This is a genomic window from Pseudomonas fluorescens HK44, from assembly GCF_000217955.3.
GTDB lineage: Bacteria > Pseudomonadota > Gammaproteobacteria > Pseudomonadales > Pseudomonadaceae > Aquipseudomonas > Aquipseudomonas fluorescens_AQ.
In genome coordinates, this window is the sequence record NZ_AFOY02000020.1 from 34839 (window position 1) to 52898 (window position 18060).

At 57.7% G+C, this 18060-nt stretch carries 22 protein-coding genes; 12 read left to right on the top strand and 10 right to left on the bottom strand.

Annotation, left to right across the window (positions count from 1 at the left end; all coding sequences use genetic code 11):
* The first annotated feature begins 2 nt into the window (after positions 1-2).
* The 10 genes from rplO to bfr all read left to right on the top strand — a co-directional run bounded on the left by rplO (position 3) and on the right by bfr (position 7206).
* Entirely contained in the window at positions 3-440 is a 438-nt protein-coding gene (gene rplO, locus HK44_RS25500) for a 50S ribosomal protein L15 (protein WP_003228720.1), read from the top strand.
* On the top strand, positions 441-1769 hold the full coding sequence (gene secY, locus HK44_RS25505; RefSeq protein WP_003228718.1) for a preprotein translocase subunit SecY: 1329 nt from the start codon (positions 441-443) through the stop codon (positions 1767-1769). It begins immediately after the preceding gene.
* 24 nt (positions 1770-1793) lie between these two features.
* The gene (gene rpmJ, locus HK44_RS25510) at positions 1794-1910 is read left to right on the top strand and encodes a 50S ribosomal protein L36 (RefSeq protein WP_002555468.1); all 117 of its coding nucleotides are present in this window, start codon (positions 1794-1796) and stop codon (positions 1908-1910) included.
* A 130-nt stretch (positions 1911-2040) separates the two neighbouring features.
* The gene (rpsM, locus tag HK44_RS25515) at positions 2041-2397 is read left to right on the top strand and encodes a 30S ribosomal protein S13 (protein ID WP_003186020.1); all 357 of its coding nucleotides are present in this window, start codon (positions 2041-2043) and stop codon (positions 2395-2397) included.
* 30 nt (positions 2398-2427) lie between these two features.
* Positions 2428-2817, top strand: coding sequence for a 30S ribosomal protein S11 (gene rpsK, locus HK44_RS25520; RefSeq protein WP_002555466.1), 390 nt, complete (start codon positions 2428-2430; stop codon positions 2815-2817).
* Positions 2818-2835: 18 nt separating this feature from the next.
* A complete protein-coding gene (rpsD, locus tag HK44_RS25525; protein ID WP_003210056.1) occupies positions 2836-3456 on the top strand; it encodes a 30S ribosomal protein S4 in 621 nt (206 codons plus the stop codon).
* A gap of 22 nt (positions 3457-3478) precedes the next feature.
* Positions 3479-4480: a DNA-directed RNA polymerase subunit alpha gene (locus HK44_RS25530; RefSeq protein ID WP_007924176.1), complete on the top strand. Its 1002-nt coding sequence runs from the start codon at positions 3479-3481 to the stop codon at positions 4478-4480.
* A gap of 42 nt (positions 4481-4522) precedes the next feature.
* On the top strand, positions 4523-4909 hold the full coding sequence (gene rplQ, locus HK44_RS25535; RefSeq protein ID WP_007924175.1) for a 50S ribosomal protein L17: 387 nt from the start codon (positions 4523-4525) through the stop codon (positions 4907-4909).
* A 228-nt stretch (positions 4910-5137) separates the two neighbouring features.
* Positions 5138-6586, top strand: coding sequence for a catalase (locus tag HK44_RS25540; protein ID WP_019693878.1), 1449 nt, complete (start codon positions 5138-5140; stop codon positions 6584-6586).
* A gap of 155 nt (positions 6587-6741) precedes the next feature.
* Positions 6742-7206 (top strand): bacterioferritin, encoded by a 465-nt coding sequence (gene bfr / locus HK44_RS25545; protein WP_019693877.1) that lies wholly within the window; start codon positions 6742-6744, stop codon positions 7204-7206.
* Between the two features lie 144 nt (positions 7207-7350).
* Here bfr and uvrA read toward each other — a convergent pair whose 3' ends face one another.
* Positions 7351-10185 carry an excinuclease ABC subunit UvrA gene (uvrA, locus tag HK44_RS25550; RefSeq protein ID WP_019693876.1) on the bottom strand — a complete coding sequence of 945 codons (2835 nt, stop codon included), beginning with the start codon at positions 10183-10185 and terminating at the stop codon, positions 7351-7353.
* A gap of 193 nt (positions 10186-10378) precedes the next feature.
* Between uvrA and HK44_RS25555 the strand changes: the two genes are divergently transcribed.
* On the top strand, positions 10379-11776 hold the full coding sequence (locus tag HK44_RS25555) for an MFS transporter (RefSeq protein WP_019693875.1): 1398 nt from the start codon (positions 10379-10381) through the stop codon (positions 11774-11776).
* 9 nt (positions 11777-11785) lie between these two features.
* Entirely contained in the window at positions 11786-12310 is a 525-nt protein-coding gene (locus tag HK44_RS25560) for a single-stranded DNA-binding protein (RefSeq protein WP_019693874.1), read from the top strand.
* A gap of 87 nt (positions 12311-12397) precedes the next feature.
* Here HK44_RS25560 and HK44_RS25565 read toward each other — a convergent pair whose 3' ends face one another.
* The 9 genes from HK44_RS25565 to HK44_RS29965 all read right to left on the bottom strand — a co-directional run.
* Positions 12398-13555: a glutathionylspermidine synthase family protein gene (locus HK44_RS25565; protein ID WP_019693873.1), complete on the bottom strand. Its 1158-nt coding sequence runs from the start codon at positions 13553-13555 to the stop codon at positions 12398-12400.
* A gap of 12 nt (positions 13556-13567) precedes the next feature.
* The gene (locus tag HK44_RS25570) at positions 13568-14296 is read right to left on the bottom strand and encodes a DUF1190 domain-containing protein (protein ID WP_019693872.1); all 729 of its coding nucleotides are present in this window, start codon (positions 14294-14296) and stop codon (positions 13568-13570) included.
* 19 nt (positions 14297-14315) lie between these two features.
* Positions 14316-14744, bottom strand: coding sequence for a DUF350 domain-containing protein (locus HK44_RS25575; protein ID WP_019693871.1), 429 nt, complete (start codon positions 14742-14744; stop codon positions 14316-14318).
* A 12-nt stretch (positions 14745-14756) separates the two neighbouring features.
* Positions 14757-15407: a DUF2491 family protein gene (locus HK44_RS25580; protein ID WP_019693870.1), complete on the bottom strand. Its 651-nt coding sequence runs from the start codon at positions 15405-15407 to the stop codon at positions 14757-14759.
* Complete coding sequence (locus tag HK44_RS30710; RefSeq protein ID WP_019693869.1) at positions 15394-15630, bottom strand: hypothetical protein; 237 nt, start codon at positions 15628-15630, stop codon at positions 15394-15396. The genes HK44_RS25580 and HK44_RS30710 overlap by 14 nt, the downstream gene beginning before the upstream one ends.
* Positions 15631-15703: 73 nt before the next feature.
* Positions 15704-16267 (bottom strand): rhomboid family intramembrane serine protease, encoded by a 564-nt coding sequence (locus HK44_RS25590; protein ID WP_019693868.1) that lies wholly within the window; start codon positions 16265-16267, stop codon positions 15704-15706.
* Between the two features lie 282 nt (positions 16268-16549).
* On the bottom strand, positions 16550-17251 hold the full coding sequence (locus HK44_RS25595) for a PspA/IM30 family protein (protein ID WP_019693867.1): 702 nt from the start codon (positions 17249-17251) through the stop codon (positions 16550-16552).
* Positions 17252-17270: 19 nt separating this feature from the next.
* Positions 17271-17852 carry a YjfI family protein gene (locus HK44_RS25600; protein WP_242031597.1) on the bottom strand — a complete coding sequence of 194 codons (582 nt, stop codon included), beginning with the start codon at positions 17850-17852 and terminating at the stop codon, positions 17271-17273.
* The coding region (locus HK44_RS29965) for a hypothetical protein (RefSeq protein WP_242031598.1) at positions 17827-18060 on the bottom strand (234 nt) is incomplete at its 5' end. The genes HK44_RS29965 and HK44_RS25600, both read right to left, overlap by 26 nt.

Sequence of the window (18060 nt, forward strand, 5' to 3'; positions counted from 1 at the left end):
CGATGAAACTCAATGATCTGAGTCCAGCGCCGGGTTCCCGTCGCGAAAAGCATCGTCCGGGCCGTGGTATCGGTAGTGGTTTGGGTAAGACTGGTGGCCGTGGTCACAAAGGTCAAACCTCCCGCTCCGGTGGCACCATTGCTCCAGGCTTTGAAGGCGGTCAACAGCCGCTGCATCGTCGCCTGCCGAAGTTCGGTTTCGTTTCCCTGAAGGCCATGGACCGCGCAGAAGTGCGTCTGTCCGAACTGGCTAAAGTGGAAGGCGACATCGTCACCGTGCAGTCCCTGAAAGATGCCAACGTAATTAACGTCAACGTTCAGCGTGTGAAAATCATGCTGTCCGGCGAAGTTACTCGCGCTGTCACCATCGGAAAGGGAATCGGCGCCACCAAAGGTGCGCGTGCGGCTATCGAAGCAGCTGGCGGCAAGTTCGAGGAATAAATGGCTAAGCAAGGTGCTCTCTCTGCGCTCGGCAAAGGCGGTATGTCTGAACTCTGGGCTCGTCTGCGTTTTCTGTTCCTGGCGATTATCGTCTACCGAATAGGCGCACACATCCCGGTTCCAGGTATCAACCCGGACCGACTCGCAGACCTGTTTCGACAGAATGAGGGGACCATTCTTAGCTTGTTCAACATGTTTTCCGGCGGCGCGCTGGAGCGGATGAGCATCTTTGCACTGGGGATCATGCCGTACATTTCGGCATCGATCATCATGCAACTGATGACAGCCGTCAGCCCGCAGCTGGAGCAGTTGAAGAAGGAAGGTGAAGCTGGCCGTCGCAAGATCAGCCAGTACACCCGCTACGGCACTGTCGTCCTCGCTCTCGTTCAGGCAATTGGCATGTCCATTGGTCTGGCGGGGCAGGGCGTTGCGTTCACTGGTGACTTTGGCTTCCATTTCGTCGCGGTATCCACTTTTGTGGCTGGTGCGATGTTCATGATGTGGCTGGGTGAGCAGATTACTGAGCGTGGTGTTGGCAACGGTATCTCGATGTTGATTTTTTCGGGTATCGTCGCCGGTCTTCCGAGAGCAATCGGGCAGTCTTTCGAGTCTGCGCGTCAGGGTGATATCAATATCTTCGCCTTGGTTGCCATCGGTTTGCTGGCAGTAGCGATTATCGGTTTCGTGGTGTTCATTGAGCGTGGTCAGCGTCGTATTGCTGTTCACTACGCCAAGCGTCAGCAGGGCCGCAAGGTGTTTGCTGCGCAGACTAGCCACTTGCCGCTGAAAGTGAACATGGCCGGTGTTATTCCGGCTATTTTCGCGAGCAGCATTTTGCTGTTCCCGGCTTCGTTGGGTGCCTGGTTTGGTCAGTCTGAAGGTATGGGCTGGTTACAGGACATCTCGCAGTCGATCGCTCCTGGTCAGCCGTTGAATATTCTGCTGTTTAGTGCAGGGATTATTTTCTTCTGCTTCTTCTATACGGCGTTGATGTTCAATCCGAAAGACGTAGCGGAAAACCTGAAGAAGTCCGGTGCCTTTATTCCGGGTATCCGTCCAGGTGAGCAGTCTGCGCGCTATATTGATGGCGTTCTGACTCGCTTGACCATGTTCGGTGCTCTTTATATGACGGCCGTGTGCTTGTTGCCCCAGTTCCTGGTGGTTGCGGCAAACGTTCCGTTCTACCTTGGCGGGACCTCGTTGCTGATCGTGGTCGTGGTTGTGATGGACTTCATGTCCCAAGTACAATCGCACCTCGTTTCGCACCAGTACGAATCCCTGATGAAGAAAGCCAACCTGAAGGGTTACGGCAGCGGCATGCTGCGCTGACCCATAAGGTTCGAGGAGTTGGTGATGAAAGTTCGTGCATCGGTGAAAAAGCTGTGCCGTAACTGCAAGATTATTCGCCGCGAAGGTGTTGTTCGAGTAATTTGCAGCGCGGAACCGCGTCACAAACAGCGCCAAGGCTGAGTGTGATTGTGCTTCAAGCCCAGCAGCTAGTGCGCTGCTGGGTTGATTATTTGTTATTACAGCGATATTATCTCGCGCCCTATTTCTTGGCTTCCGGGGCGTAGGTAGCTGTCAATTGGAGTCCCACTGAATGGCCCGTATTGCAGGCGTCAACATTCCAGATAACAAGCATACTGTTATCTCGCTGACCTACATCTATGGTGTTGGTCGCACAACTGCACAGAAGATCTGTGCAGTGACTGGGGTAAACCCAGCCGCAAAGATCAAGGATCTGAGCGACGAGCAGATTGAACAGCTGCGTGGCGAAGTGGCGAAGTTCACCACTGAAGGTGACCTGCGTCGCGAAATCAACATGAAAATCAAGCGCTTGATGGACCTCGGTTGCTATCGCGGTCTGCGTCATCGTCGTGGTCTGCCAGTACGCGGTCAGCGTACCAAGACCAACGCGCGTACCCGTAAAGGTCCGCGTAAGCCGATCCGCAAGTAATCGCCCCAGCGAATCGACAGGAATTTAATCATGGCAAAACCTGCTGCTCGTCCTCGTAAAAAAGTCAAAAAGACAGTGGTTGATGGCATCGCCCACATCCACGCGTCTTTTAACAACACAATCGTGACCATCACCGACCGTCAAGGTAACGCTCTTTCCTGGGCTACCTCCGGTGGTTCGGGTTTCCGCGGTTCCCGCAAGTCCACCCCGTTTGCTGCTCAAGTAGCTGCTGAACGTGCTGGTCAAGCTGCGCTGGAATATGGCCTGAAAAACCTCGACGTTAACGTCAAAGGTCCAGGTCCAGGTCGTGAGTCCGCTGTCCGTGCTTTGAACGGCTGTGGCTATAAGATCGCCAGCATCACCGACGTGACGCCAATCCCGCACAACGGGTGCCGTCCGCCGAAGAAGCGCCGCGTGTAATCCAGGAGATTGTAAAGAATGGCTCGTTACATTGGTCCAAAATGCAAACTCGCTCGTCGCGAAGGCACCGATCTCTTCCTGAAGAGCGGCGTGCGCGCGATCGAATCGAAGTGCAACATTGAAGCAGCACCTGGTATCCACGGCCAACGCCGCGGTCGCCAGTCCGATTACGGCACCCAACTGCGTGAAAAGCAGAAGGTCCGTCGTATCTACGGCGTTCTCGAGCGTCAATTCAGCGGCTACTACAAAGAAGCTGCTGGCAAGAAAGGCGCAACCGGCGAAAACCTGTTGCAGCTGCTCGAATGCCGTCTGGACAACGTTGTATACCGTATGGGCTTTGGTTCGACTCGTGCCGAATCCCGTCAGCTGGTATCGCACAAATCCGTCAGCGTTAACGGTCAGACCGTAAACGTGCCGTCCTACCAGGTTCGTGCTGGTGACGTGGTCGCGATTCGCGAGAAAGCAAAGAACCAACTTCGCATTGTCCAAGCTCTCGATCTGTGTGCCCAACGTGGCCGCGTAGAATGGGTAGAAGTAGACACTGAGAAGAAGTCGGGCGTTTTCAAGAACGTTCCAGCTCGCAGTGATCTGTCCGCCGACATCAACGAAAGCCTGATTGTCGAGCTCTACTCCAAGTAAGGGCTAGAAAATAGGTGCATCCATGCAGATTTCGGTAAATGAGTTCCTGACACCCCGCCATATTGATGTGCAGGTTGTCAGTCCAACCCGCGCCAAGATCACTCTCGAGCCTCTCGAGCGTGGTTTTGGCCACACCCTGGGCAACGCGCTGCGCCGCATCCTGTTGTCCTCAATGCCCGGCTGTGCAGTAGTCGAGGCCGAGATTGACGGTGTGCTCCACGAGTACAGCGCCATCGAAGGTGTACAGGAAGACGTAATTGAAATCCTGTTGAACCTTAAAGGTCTGGCTATCAAGCTGCACGGCCGTGACGAAGTTACGCTGACCTTGTCGAAGAAGGGTTCGGGGGTGGTTACCGCTGCCGATATTCAGCTGGATCATGATGTCGAGATCGTTAATCCCGATCACGTAATCGCTAACCTGGCGTCTAACGGCGCCCTGAACATGAAGCTAGTAGTAGCTCGTGGTCGTGGTTATGAACCGGCCGACTCGCGTCAGAGCGATGAAGACGAAAGCCGCAGCATCGGTCGCTTGCAGCTTGACTCTTCGTTCAGCCCGGTTCGCCGTATCGCATACGTGGTGGAAAACGCCCGTGTCGAGCAGCGTACTAACCTGGACAAGCTGGTTATTGATCTGGAAACCAACGGTACTCTGGATCCTGAAGAGGCTATCCGCCGTGCTGCAACCATTCTGCAACAGCAGTTGGCTGCGTTCGTCGACCTCAAAGGTGACAGCGAACCAGTGGTAATCGAGCAAGAAGACGAGATCGATCCGATCCTGCTTCGCCCGGTTGACGATCTGGAACTGACTGTACGTTCGGCTAACTGCCTTAAGGCGGAAAACATTTACTACATCGGCGACCTGATTCAGCGTACCGAAGTAGAACTGTTGAAGACTCCGAACCTTGGCAAGAAATCCTTGACTGAAATCAAGGACGTTCTGGCCTCCCGCGGTCTGTCCCTCGGCATGCGCCTCGACAACTGGCCGCCTGCAAGTCTTAAGAAGGACGACAAGGCGACTGCCTGATCGTCGTAATCACCGAACGTTGTGTTTGGTAAGGAATGAACCATGCGTCATCGTAAAAGTGGTCGTCACCTGAGCCGCACCAGCTCGCACCGCAAGGCCATGTTTCAAAACATGGCGGTGTCGCTGTTCGAGCACGAGCTGATCAAAACTACACTGCCAAAAGCTAAAGAACTGCGTCGCGTTGCTGAGCCGCTGATCACTTTGGCCAAGACAGACAGCCTGGCTAACCGCCGTCTGGCTTTCGACCGTACTCGTTCGAAAGCTATCGTTGGTAAGCTCTTCAACGACCTGGGCAAGCGTTACGCTACCCGTGAGGGTGGCTACCTGCGCATCCTCAAGTGCGGTTTCCGCGCTGGCGACAACGCGCCTATGGCGTACGTCGAGTTGGTTGATCGTGCTGTCGGCGGTGAAGCTGTATCCGCTGAGTAAGACGTCAGTCTGAAACGAAGAGCCGGGCCTAGTGCCCGGTTTTTTGTGCCTGCAAGAAAAGTGCACTGAAGCGTTATGCCGATACCCTTACTGTCTGCAAGGCTTGATCGTTAGTTAATTTCTATCGATCAAGACAATTTAATGAATTTGATGGTGCCGTGCTCGTGGTCAATACTCCCTCCCAGCCGATTCGCCGGCAGTTTCCAAGACTGAAGAGGAAGATTGAGCATGAGCCAGGATAAAACGCTTACTACCGCCAGTGGCGCACCCGTCGCCGACAACCAGAATTCCCGTTCCGCCGGCCCTCGTGGCCCGCTGCTGCTCGACGACTTTCACCTGATCGAGAAGCTTGCCCACTTCAACCGTGAAAACATCCCGGAGCGCCGCGTACACGCCAAAGGCTCGGGTGCTTACGGTACGTTCACCGTTACCCGCGACATTACCCAGTACACCAGTGCCAAGCTGTTTGAGTCCGTTGGCAAGCAAACCCCGACCTTCCTGCGTTTCTCCACGGTGGGTGGCGAGCGCGGTTCTGCAGATACCGAACGCGACCCGCGTGGTTTTGCGCTGAAGTTCTACACCGGGGAAGGCAACTGGGACATCGTTGGCAACAACACGCCAGTGTTCTTCATCCGTGATCCGCTGAAGTTCCCGGACTTTATCCACACCCAAAAACGTTTGCCGCAAAGCAACCTGAAAAGCGCACAGATGATGTGGGACTTCTGGTCGCATTCGCCTGAGGCGCTGCACCAGGTCACTATCTTGTTCTCGGATCGCGGCATCCCTGACGGCTACCGTCACATGCACGGCTTTGGCAGCCACACCTACAGCCTGATCAACGCCAAAGGCGAGCGTCATTGGGTGAAGTGGCACTACAAGACCAGGCAGGGCATCAAGAACCTGGCGCCGGCCGAGGCTGCACGCCTGGCGGGTACTGATCCGGATTACGCTCAGCGCGACTTGTTCGGTGCGATCGAGCGCGGTGACTTTCCGAAATGGCGCGTGTGCATTCAGATCATGACCGAGGCCCAGGCCGCGGCGCATTACGAGAACCCGTTCGATGTGACCAAAACCTGGTCGCAGAAAGAGTTCCCGCTGATCGAAGTCGGTGAGCTTGAGCTCAATCGCAACCCGCAGAACTACTTCGCTGAAGTCGAGCAGGCGGCGTTTGGTCCAAGCAACATGGTGCCGGGTGTGGGCTTGTCACCGGACCGTATGCTGCAAGGTCGGGTGTTCGCCTACGCTGATGCCCACCGCTATCGCGTCGGTACCAATCACCAGCAGTTGCCGGTGAATGCGCCACGTAGTCCGGTCAACAGCTATCAGCGTGACGGCTCCATGGCATTTGGCAGCAACGGTGGCGGTACACCGAACTACGAGCCAAACAGCTACGCCGATGCGCCGAAGCAAGCTCCACGATACGCAGAGCCAGCACTGGCCCTGAGCGGCGCGGCCGATCGTTACGATCATCGTGAAGATACCGATTACTACAGCCACGCCGGTGCGCTGTTTCGCTTGATGAGCGATGAGCAGAAAACCCTGCTGATCAACAACATTGCCGGTGCGATGGCGGGCGTTTCCAGTGACGTGGTTCAGCGTCAACTGCAGCACTTCTACAAAGCGGATACCGCTTACGGGGAAGGCATCGCAAAGGCTCTGGGCGTACAGCTTAAGTAAGTCTAAACGATAAGCAGAACCGCCCTCATTTGGGCGGTTTTTGCGTTATTTCAGCTACTTTTCTCAGCGTATCTTCGCTTTTATCGTGCTACTCGAGTGACCAATCAGTCCGCTTGGTTCAAACTACAGCCTTTCAAGCAGGGAGATGTAGGGCGATGCAAGGCCATCCAGACGTAATCGATTACCTCAACACGTTGCTCACGGGCGAACTGGCAGCACGTGATCAATATTTCATCCATTCGCGGATGTATGAGGACTGGGGCTTTACTGAGCTCTACGAGCGTATCAATCACGAGATGGAAGAAGAGGCCCAGCACGCCGATGCGCTGATGCGCCGAATCCTCATGCTGGAAGGCACGCCACGCATGCGCCCGGACGATCTGGACGTCGGCACCACGGTTCCCGAGATGCTCGCTGCCGACTTGCGCCTGGAATACAAAGTCCGTGCCGCGCTCTGCAAAGGCATCGAGCTCTGCGAGCTGCACAAGGACTATGTCAGCCGCGAGATCCTGCGCATTCAACTGGCCGACACTGAAGAAGATCACACGTACTGGCTGGAGAAGCAGTTGGGTCTGATCAAATTGGTCGGTCTGGAAAACTACCTGCAATCGCAGTTCTGATGCTATGACCAACTTGTAGGAGCCAAGCTTGCTCGCGATGGCGATTTCAAGGACGCCATCGCCGGCAAGCCGTGCTCCTACAAGTCAGGTACAAAAAAGCCCCGGTCACTGATGAAGTGACCGGGGCTTTTTCATGCGCGGACGTTAAGCCCGATCGCGTTCCAGCAATGGCTTGAGGTAGAAACCGGTATACGACTGTTTCATCTCGGCGACTTCCTCCGGCGTACCTACGGCAATGATCTGTCCGCCCTTGGAACCGCCTTCCGGCCCAAGGTCCACCAGCCAGTCAGCGGTCTTGATCACATCCAGGTTGTGCTCGATCACCACCACGGTGTTGCCGTGATCGCGCAGACGGTGGAGTACATCAAGCAGCTGCTGGATATCCGCGAAGTGCAGACCCGTGGTCGGCTCATCGAGGATATACAAGGTTTTGCCGGTATCGCGCTTGGACAGCTCGCGGGATAGTTTGACCCGCTGCGCTTCACCACCCGACAGGGTGGTCGCCGATTGCCCCAGCTTGATGTACGACAGGCCTACATCCATCAACGTTTGAAGCTTGCGCGCCAGCGCCGGAACCGCATCGAAAAACACCCGGGCTTCTTCGATGGTCATTTCCAGCGTTTCGTGGATGCTCTTGCCCTTGTACTTGATTTCCAGGGTCTCGCGGTTATAGCGCTTGCTCTTGCAGACGTCGCACGGAACATAGATGTCCGGCAGAAAGTGCATTTCCACCTTGATCAGACCGTCGCCCTGACAGGCCTCGCAGCGTCCGCCCTTCACGTTGAAGGAGAAACGCCCTGGACCATAGCCGCGTGAGCGCGATTCCGGCACGCCGGCAAACAATTCACGAATCGGTGTGAACAGCCCGGTGTAGGTCGCCGGGTTGGAGCGCGGCGTACGACCGATCGGGCTTTGGTCGATGTCGACGACTTTGTCCAGATGCTCAAGGCCCTTGATGCTGTCGTGGGCTGCGGCTTCCAGGGTTGTCGCACCGTTCAGTGCGGTGGCGCTGAGCGGGAACAGGGTGTTATTGATCAGCGTCGACTTGCCCGAACCGGACACGCCGGTCACGCAGGTCAGCAAGCCAATCGGAATGTCCAGATCGACGTCGCGCAAGTTGTTCCCCCGGGCGCCCTTGAGCGACAACGAGAGCTTCTTGTTGCGTGGCGTGCGTTTGGCCGGGACTTCGATCTTCACGCGGCCGGACAGGTATTTACCGGTCAGTGAGTCAGGGTGCGCCATGACTTCGGCCGGGGTACCTTCGGCGACAATGTGACCGCCGTGCACGCCAGCACCCGGGCCGATGTCCACCACATAGTCGGCCAGACGAATCGCATCTTCGTCGTGCTCGACCACGATCACCGTGTTGCCGATATCGCGCAGATGCTTGAGGGTCCCCAGCAGTCGATCGTTGTCGCGCTGGTGCAAGCCAATCGACGGTTCGTCGAGAATGTACAGCACGCCCACCAGGCCGGCGCCGATCTGGCTGGCCAGACGAATGCGTTGTGCTTCACCGCCAGACAGGGTGTCGGCACTGCGGTCCAGCGACAGATAGTCGAGACCGACGTTGACCAGGAACTGCAAGCGTTCGCGGATTTCCTTGAGAATCTTGTCGGCAATTTCGCCGCGTCGACCGGTCAGTTTCAGCGTGCCGAAGTAATCGGACGCATCGCCAATCGGCAGGTTGGTCACCGCCGGCAGCGTCTTCTCGCCGACCCATACATGCCGTGCTTCACGGCGCAGGCGAGTGCCGCGGCAATCCGGGCAAGGCTGGGTGCTGAGGAACTTGGCCAGTTCTTCGCGCACCGACGCGGACTCGGTTTCGCGGTAACGACGGTCCAGGTTCGGCACGATGCCTTCAAACGGGTGCGAGCGTTTGACGATGTCGCCACGGTCGTTCAAATATTTGAAATCGACGTTCTGCGTGCCGCTGCCATGCAGGATGACCTTTTGCTGATCGACCGGCAGCTGGTTGAACGGCACTTCCAGGCTGAAGCCATAATGCGAGGCCAGTGAGCCGAGCATCTGGAAGTAGTAGACGTTGCGCCTGTCCCAGCCGCGAATCGCCCCTTCAGCCAGGGTCAGCTCACCATTGACCAGGCGCTTGATGTCGAAGAACTGTTTAACTCCCAAGCCGTCGCAGGTCGGGCAGGCGCCGGCCGGGTTGTTGAAGGAGAACAGCTTGGGTTCCAGTTCGCTGATGGCGTGGCCGCAGATCGGGCAGGCGAAGCGTGCGGAGAAGATCATTTCTTCGCCCGGCTCGTCGTCCATCGGCGCGACCAGTGCAATCCCGTCTGCCAGCTTCAGCGCCGTCTCGAACGACTCGGCCAGCCGCTGTTGCAGGTCGGCGCGGACCTTGAAGCGGTCGACCACGACATCGATCGAGTGCTTCTTCTGTTTATCCAGCTTCGGCAATTCGTCCAGTTCGAAGAGCTTGCCGTTGACCCGAGCCCGGACAAAGCCCTGGGCGCGCAGTTCTTCAAAGACCGAAAGGTGTTCACCCTTGCGCTCGCGGATCACCGGCGCCAGCAGCATCAACTTGCTGCCTTCGGGCTCGGCGAGGACCAGATCGACCATCTGACTGACGGTCTGCGCTTCCAGCGGAATGTCGTGATCCGGGCAGCGCGGAATACCCACGCGCGCGTAAAGCAGGCGCAGGTAGTCGTAGATTTCGGTGATGGTGCCGACTGTCGAACGCGGGTTGTGCGAGGTCGACTTCTGTTCGATGGAGATGGCCGGCGACAGACCTTCGATGGTGTCGACGTCAGGTTTTTCCATCATCGACAGGAACTGCCGGGCATAGGCCGACAGCGACTCGACATAGCGTCGCTGACCCTCGGCGTACAAGGTGTCGAATGCCAGGGAAGACTTGCCGGACCCGGACAAACCGGTGATGACGATCAGTTTGTCCCGTGGCAGGGTCAGGTCGATGTTCTTCAGGTTGTGGGTTCGAGCCCCACGAATCAGGATCTTGTCCAAGGTGGCCTCGCTTGGCGGGCGTCGAAAACGTAGGAGTATACGGGCAAATACTGGATGGATGCACACTATCAAGTGACGCTTGCTGAACGGCGCCTGACAACGGCGCGAGGCAGGCTCGCGACAAAGCGTCGCCCTATACCCCGTCAACCGATGGGACTGGTAGAATCGCCGCCGGTTCACATGAGGTTATTCCATGCACGATCCCCACAGCGAACGCATGAGTGGTGGCGAGACCCGCGCAGCAAGCGGTCTGGCCCTGGTGTTCGCCTTCCGTATGCTTGGCATGTTTATGGTGTTGCCGGTGTTGGCGACCTATGGAATGGATCTCGCAGGAGCGACCCCGGCCCTCATCGGTCTGGCGATTGGCGCTTACGGCCTGACTCAGGCGATTTTTCAGATTCCGTTCGGGATCATTTCCGACCGTATAGGTCGCCGCCCGGTGATTTACCTGGGGCTGATCGTCTTCGCCCTCGGTAGCATTTTGGCCGCCAATGCCGATTCGATCTGGGGCGTGATCGCCGGACGAATCCTGCAAGGCGCCGGGGCGATTTCCGCGGCGGTCATGGCCTTGCTGTCGGACCTGACCCGCGAACAACACCGCACCAAAGCCATGGCCATGATCGGCATGACCATCGGGCTGTCGTTCGCCGTGGCCATGGTGGTCGGGCCATTGCTGACCCGTGCCTTTGGGCTGTCCGGCTTGTTCCTGGCGACGGGTGGCATGGCGTTGTTTGGCATCGTGATCGTGATGTTCATGGTGCCGCGTGCCACCAGTCCGTTGCATCACCGCGAATCCGGCGTTGCCCGTCAGGCGCTGATCCCGACGCTCAAGCATCCGGACCTGCTGCGCCTGGACCTGGGTATTTTTGTGTTGCACGCGATGTTGATGTCGAGCTTCGTCGCGTTGCCGCTGGCGCTGGTCGAGAAAGCCGGGCTGCCCAAGGAGCAGCACTGGTGGGTGTACCTGACCGCGCTGCTGATTTCGTTCTTCGCCATGATCCCGTTCATTATCTACGGCGAGAAGAAACGCAAAATGAAACGAGTTTTACTCGGTGCGGTCAGTACGCTGATGCTCACTGAGCTATTCTTCTGGCAGTTCGGCGACAGCTTGCGGGCTCTGGTGATTGGTACGGTGGTGTTCTTCACCGCGTTCAATCTGCTCGAAGCCTCGTTGCCGTCGCTGATCAGCAAGGTTTCACCGGCAGGCGGTAAAGGCACGGCGATGGGGGTTTATTCCACCAGTCAGTTCCTCGGTTCGGCACTGGGCGGGATCATGGGGGGCTGGTTGTTCCAGCACGGCGGTCTGTCGGTTGTGTTCCTTGGATGCGCAGGACTGGCTGCCCTCTGGTTGGCCTTTGCTGTTACCATGCGTGAACCTCCCTATGTGACGAGCCTGCGCTTGCCGTTATCGCCTGAAGCGATCCGCGAAGCTGGTCTGGTCGAGCGCCTGCTGGCCGTCGTTGGGGTAACAGATGCAGTGGTGGTTGCTGATGAAGCGGCCATTTACATCAAATTGGACACCGAACTATTGGATCGCACGACCCTCGAGAGCCTGGTCAACAACCCGGCCCCGACCGCGTGCGAAGCCTAGGAGAACGTTATGGCCCGTGGGGTTAACAAAGTCATATTGGTCGGCACTTGCGGCCAGGATCCCGAAGTTCGCTACTTGCCTAACGGTAACGCCGTGACCAACCTGAGTCTGGCGACCAGCGAACAATGGACCGACAAGCAAACCGGCCAGAAAGTCGAAAAGACCGAATGGCACCGTGTATCGATGTTCGGCAAGGTTGCGGAAATCGCCGGCGAATACCTGCGTAAAGGTTCGCAGGTCTACATCGAAGGCAAGCTGCAAACCCGCGAGTGGGAAAAAGACGGTATCAAGCGTTACACCACTGAAATCGTGGTCGACATGCAAGGCACCATGCAACTGCTGGGCGGCCGTCCACAGGGCGACCAACAGGGCCAGGGCGGAGGCGGTAACAACTACCAGCAATCGGCTCCGCGTCAGCAAGCGCCGCGTCCGCAGCAGTCGGCTCCGCAACAGCGTTCGGCTCCGGCACCACAGCAGGCCGCACCGCAGCCAGCTCCGGATTTCGACAGCTTTGATGACGATATTCCGTTCTAATCATCAGATCCGCCGGATATAGACAAAAGGCCCGTAGCAAACACTACGGGCCTTTTTCTTTGGGCGCTTTCCGGAGGTGGAAGTCGTTCAATCAAGTATCAGGTGCGGCAAAAACCGGCTTGAGTCTTTGGTGATCAAGCTGTTGTCCTCGCGCACCCCAATGCCGGCGGCCTGATCGCCGATCACCCAGGAGCCGATCAACGTGTAGCTGTCGCCGAACTTCGGTAGCGGGGCGAACTCCTGAAGGATGAACGGCGCATCGGTGTACGGCCCGTCTTCCTTCACGACCAGGCCATCCGGGGTGTGCAGTTCGATGTTGGCGCCTTCGCGGGAGAAGAACGGCTTGCGCACCCAGCCTTTCGGCACCGCTTTTCCGGGCTCGGGGTCCAGGTGTGTGGCGAGCAGGTTCGGATGCCCTTTGTTGAACTCCCACAACAGGGGCAGGATGCCTTTGTTCGAGATGATCGATTTCCAGGCGGGCTCGAAAAACTGCGTGTCACACTGGGCGATGGCCTCACCAAACGGCTCGTGGAAAATGAATTCCCAGGCGTGCAGTTTGAACAGGTGAGGGATCCAGCGTTCTTCGAGATCGACGAATCGTCCTTCGCTGTTGAGGCCGATGTCTTCGATATCGATGTGGCGTGACTCGATCCCGACTTTTTCGGCGATCAGCCGCAAGTAGTCGGTGGTGCCCTTGTCTTCGACCGATTGTTTCATCGAGGCGAAGTAGAAAGGCTGTTTGATCTGCAGCTGCGCAAAGGCCTGATGCAGCTTGGTGTCGATGCTGTTGAACTGATCGGCATGGCTGGGCAGCAAGCCGCGCTCGATGCATTGTTCCAACCAGCCCCATTGAAACGCCGAGGCCTCGTACAAACTGGTGGGCGTGTCGTAGTTGAGTTCCAGCAATTTGGCGGGGCCGGTGCCGTTGTAGGAGAAGTCCAGGCGACCGTAAAGGTGCGGATGGCCTTCGCGCCATGAAGTGCGAATCATGTCGAAGAAGGGCGTCGGAATGCTCAGGCGCTCCAGCAGTTCTTCGCTCTGCACCACCCGGTCGACCAGGTCCATGCACATCTCATGGATCTCGGTAGTCGGGTCTTCGAGATCGTTCTCGATCTGCTTGAGCGTGAATTGGTAATACGCGCTTTCGTCCCAGTAGGGTTCGTCATCGATGGTGTGAAACATGAAGCCGAGGTTTTCGGCGGTCTGCTTCCAGTCGTGACGTTCCTGGCAGAGGATTTTCTTCATGGCGCTCGCTCCTTAACTGCTCGATCGACCGGAACTGCTCGAGCCACCCCAGCCGCTGCGGGCGCTGGCCTGGCTGCCAAAGCCGCCCCGGGAAGTGGACGATTCCACCGAGATTGGCTTGGAGCTGCTCGACTTGAACGTGGAGCTGCTGTAGCCACTACCGTATTTCGCCTGGTCCGATTTGGTGAAGCTCGAGCCCGTGGCGATGCGCTGGCTGAGCGTCGACGATGAGTAATCGCCACGTGAGTCGCGGTAGCGGTAAACCGGTTCGGAGTTGTAGCTGCCCCGGTTGCTGTTCAGCATGTTGCTGATCAGCATGCCGGCCAGAAGACCGTTTACCATTCCGCCTGAACCGCCCGAGCTCACTTCGGAGGCGGGCAATTGTGCTCTGGCGGCATCCAGCTGGGTCTGCGTGACCTGGCCATTGGCTGCCAGCTCGAAGCCGCCAAGCTTTGGAATGAATTTGCCGGTGGAGTCCTGCTGGCACCAGTCGGCGACAAAGTCGGCATCGCAATCGGCCTGGCTGTCGTACAGCGGTGCAATGCGACGGTGTTCGGTGAGGGCGGTCATGTAGGCATTGGAGCAGACACTCACCGGAAGCTTTTGATCCACGCACTGCTGCACGGATTGAAAGTTGAACTTCTGATTCACTGTGTAGGTTTTTTCTGTCGGCCCGCAACCTGATATTGCGACGGCAACCGATGCCGCCAGGGACAGTTGAACGTACTTGCTTCGTTTCATCATTGCCTCCGTGGCGCGATCAGTTCTGCGAAGGGGTCATGCACGCAGCATTGAGCAGGCCAACGCTGATGGCGACGGCTGCGACGTAGATGGCGGCAGCGATTTCGCCATTACGGATGCGTTCGGAGGTGCCTTTGAGCACCAGGCTGGTCATCAGGAACGCCAGCAGTTGCACCACTGCGGCAATCAGTGCCCATACCGCGAAGTCCAGCAGGCTGACCGAGTAGGCAATCACATTGCTCGCCGGGATCGCAAAACCGATGATGGCGCCGGACAAGGCGATGGCGGCCGCGGTGTTGCCGGAGCGAATCAGTTCGAACTCTTTGTGCGGCGTGATGCGGGTGTAGACGAACTGGAAAATCGCGAACAGCACGGCGGCACCGATGATGTACGAAACAAATCCCAGGACGGCGGCTTTGTTCAGCGAGACGGAGAGTGCTTCTAGCATGGGCTGTTCCTTTTAAATTGTGGTGAGGTCGGTGGTGTACAGCGAGATACCCAGTGAGGTGCTCAAGCTGATGCTGCCTTCGGCGTCTTCCTCCACCGAGAACAGCAGGAATTCGCGGCGGTCGGTCAGGCCGGTCTCGCGGGCGTAGAGCATCGAACGATGTTCCACGGCGTAGGACTGATCCGGATTGCTGACCTGCTCGGTAAAGGCCACCAGCTCGGTCTGCCCGGCCTCGGTGCCCCATTCGCGGGTGTATTCGACGCCGTCAAGGGTGTACGTCGGCAGACCGATCAGGCTGTTCGGCCCTGCGAGCCTGCGCAGCTCGGATTCACTGTTGAGGGTGACGTAGCTTTGGTAATTGAACAGGATCACCGACTCGACCTGGCCGGCGACGGCACCGGTGGTGTGGACCTGCAGCCAGAAGTCTTCGTCGTCCATGTAGTAGCGCGAAAGCCAGGTCGACTGGCCGAGGTCGACAGTGCCGACGCTCCAGATCTGCTGGGTGCCGTGAATGACCACGCTGGTTTTTTCGTCGAGCAACAGCTTGAGGGTGGTGTCGAACACCAGCGCTTTGCCCTGGCCGAGCCCGAGGGGGCCGGCAACCGGTGCACTGTCCTTGGGTGTCGGGGCCTCAAGGCCCATCAACTGTTTAAACCATCCCATGGGTGATTTCCTTCAGGCGGGTGGAAGGGATATAGACGTGTTCGCCACCCGGGACGCGGGTGGCGCCGGGCGGGTTGATCGAAGGCTGTTGGCCGATGAGGCGCGCCAGCTCGCCCAGGCAGGCGGTGGCAATGTGTGAGGCCAAGGCGATGGCAAGGCCGGCCCATCCAGACTTGTGGAAGAAGGACGCTGCGTACACACGTAACAAGAGGAAAATCGACATTCGTCCCTGGCTCCCTGGGGTGACGCGTCCTTGACGAATAAACCCGCCGTGGACGTTTTTCGTGCCCGCGTGTTTACCGGGCTGCATTAGACCTGCTGCGCGGCCCGGAGAGAAGTAGCCGGGCTGCAATAAATCCAGCGAATGCGCCGCCAATATGCCCTTCAAATGAGCTGCCCTGGCGCGGAATAAAGCCGAAAATCAGGCTTGCGTAGAGGAGGGCGACAATGCCGGCAATCAGTACGTTGCTCCAGCTGCGGTGGAACCAGGCACGTGCCAGAAGGTACGCCCAGAGGCCAAAGACCCAGGCGCTGGCGCCCACATGAATGCCGTTGAAACCGAACAGCCAGACCAGCGAGCCACCGAGCAGAATGATGATTGCGCTGACGGCCGCAAAGCGTTTGAGGCCCTCGGCGATCACCAGGGTTCCCAGCACCAGGAATGGCACCAGGTTGGCGATCAAGTGGGCAAAGGATGCGTGCAGAAACGGTGAGGTCACAATGCCGACGAGGCCGTGGGCGGTTCGGGGGACCAGGCCGAACATCGTCAGGCCGTAGCCTGTCAGCACGTTCAGCAGGTGGATCGCGACCATCAGCATGGCCAGGCCTGCGATGATCTTGAAGCCGGTTACCCTGTCCATCCTTGTCCTCGAATCAACAAAAAGAAGGGCATGCCGGTTAATGCCAGTCAGTTACGCCGTAACGCGACCTGTAGCAGCTGGCGAAGCCTGCGTTCGGCGGCGTAGCCGTCGTGAGCTCTACTTGCACTGCCTGCCTGGCGTAACGCATACCCTGATTTTACGACTGCTTCGCAGCCGAACGCAGGCTTCGCCAGATGCTACGGGTCATGCGTTGCACTCGGAGTCCCTTAACTGACAGGCATTACACCGGTGCCCTTCCTTTTGAATGCGTGCGTAAGCCGGTTACTCGGCCGATTGTTTTTTCAGGCGGTCCAGAATCGCGTTCGCGCTGCCCTGGTCGGGGGTGATGCCGGCTTCGCGCAGCTTGCGCTCCAGATCGTTGCCGGTGGACGCGTCCGCCAGTTCGTCGCTCGCTTCCAGCTCGGCAGCCCGTTGTTCCTGCTTGGCTTGCAGGCGATTCAAGGTGCCGACGGCGGTTTCCAGTTTGCCGTTGGCGCCGCCACTGGCGATGGAGGCGCTGACCTGCGCTTTCTGTACGCTTTCACGGGCCTTGGCCATGTCTACTTGTTGGCGCAGGCTCTTGATGCGGGCTTCGGCCTTGGTGATGTCCTTGCGCATTTTGTCGGCGTAGGCACCGAACTCGGTGGTTTGCTTCTGTTCGGCGTCGTGTTCGTTGGTCAGGGTCGAAATGGCTTCGGCCACTTCCAGTGCCAGGTCTTCACGGTTGGCCTGGAGCGCGGCCATGGCCTTGGATTCCAGGTCCTTGATCTTGGCGTTGTACTGCGCCACGCGTTCAGCCGAGAGTTTGTGCTTGGCCATGATGGTGACCAGTTCGCGCTTGGCGTTTGCCAGGGCGCTGTCGGCGTCGCGGATTTCCTGATCGAGGATGCGCAGGGCCTGTTGGTCGGCGATGGCTTCGCCGACTTCGCTGGCGCCGCCACGCAGTGCGGTGAACAACTTGCTCCAGATCGATTGGTTTTGCATGACTCGGTACTCCCTGAAATTAGTTGAAGAAGCCTTCGAAGGCTTCGCTGGCGCGCTGAACGTTGTCGACGAGCGTTTTGATTTCGGTCACGACGTTGGTCAGGCTGGACTCGGAACTGAGTGCGCCGAACATGCTGTAGACGGTCTGCCCGTTGGGCATGGATTCGATACCGATCGACGACAGCGGGAACATTTCCCGGCTGCGCAGCACGGCATCGTTGAAACGCTGCACGTCCTTGATGGATTCGAGATCGACCAGCACCGTGTCGACGATGATTTGCTCGCCGACGACGGCGATGTAAATCGGCAGCCCGCCAAACTCGTTCATTTCAAGCTTGATGCTCTGCTCGGAGCCTTGAATCAACGTCAGGGTGATTTCGTTGGATACCACCTCATCAAGGGCCTGCAGGGCGCTGAAGAGGCGATCGATGTTCCAGTTGTTACCTGCGCTCATGTAATCCTCCAACATGAATGAACCAGCCAGGATCGGCTGGCGTAGCTGTTTCTCCATTTGCTTGAGCAGGCTCCGGTTTTCGGGAAGCACCCAAGTTTCATGTTTCACATAGCCGGCGGCGCTAAGTCCTCCGCGCATCTGCTTCATATAGAAGCTCGATGGTTTTTTCGCGGAAGGTTTCGAGCGCTCTCCCTGGCTGCTCGCGGGTGTTGTGTCTGAGGCTGCTGGAGAGCGACGTTTCATTGCAGTGGCTCCGCTTTTTTGTATCACGCGTGAGAACACTACAGATAAATTCAAGCACTCTCAATAACTCACGCGTGAGATTTTTAATCGACTGATTTTCATCACAAAAAAA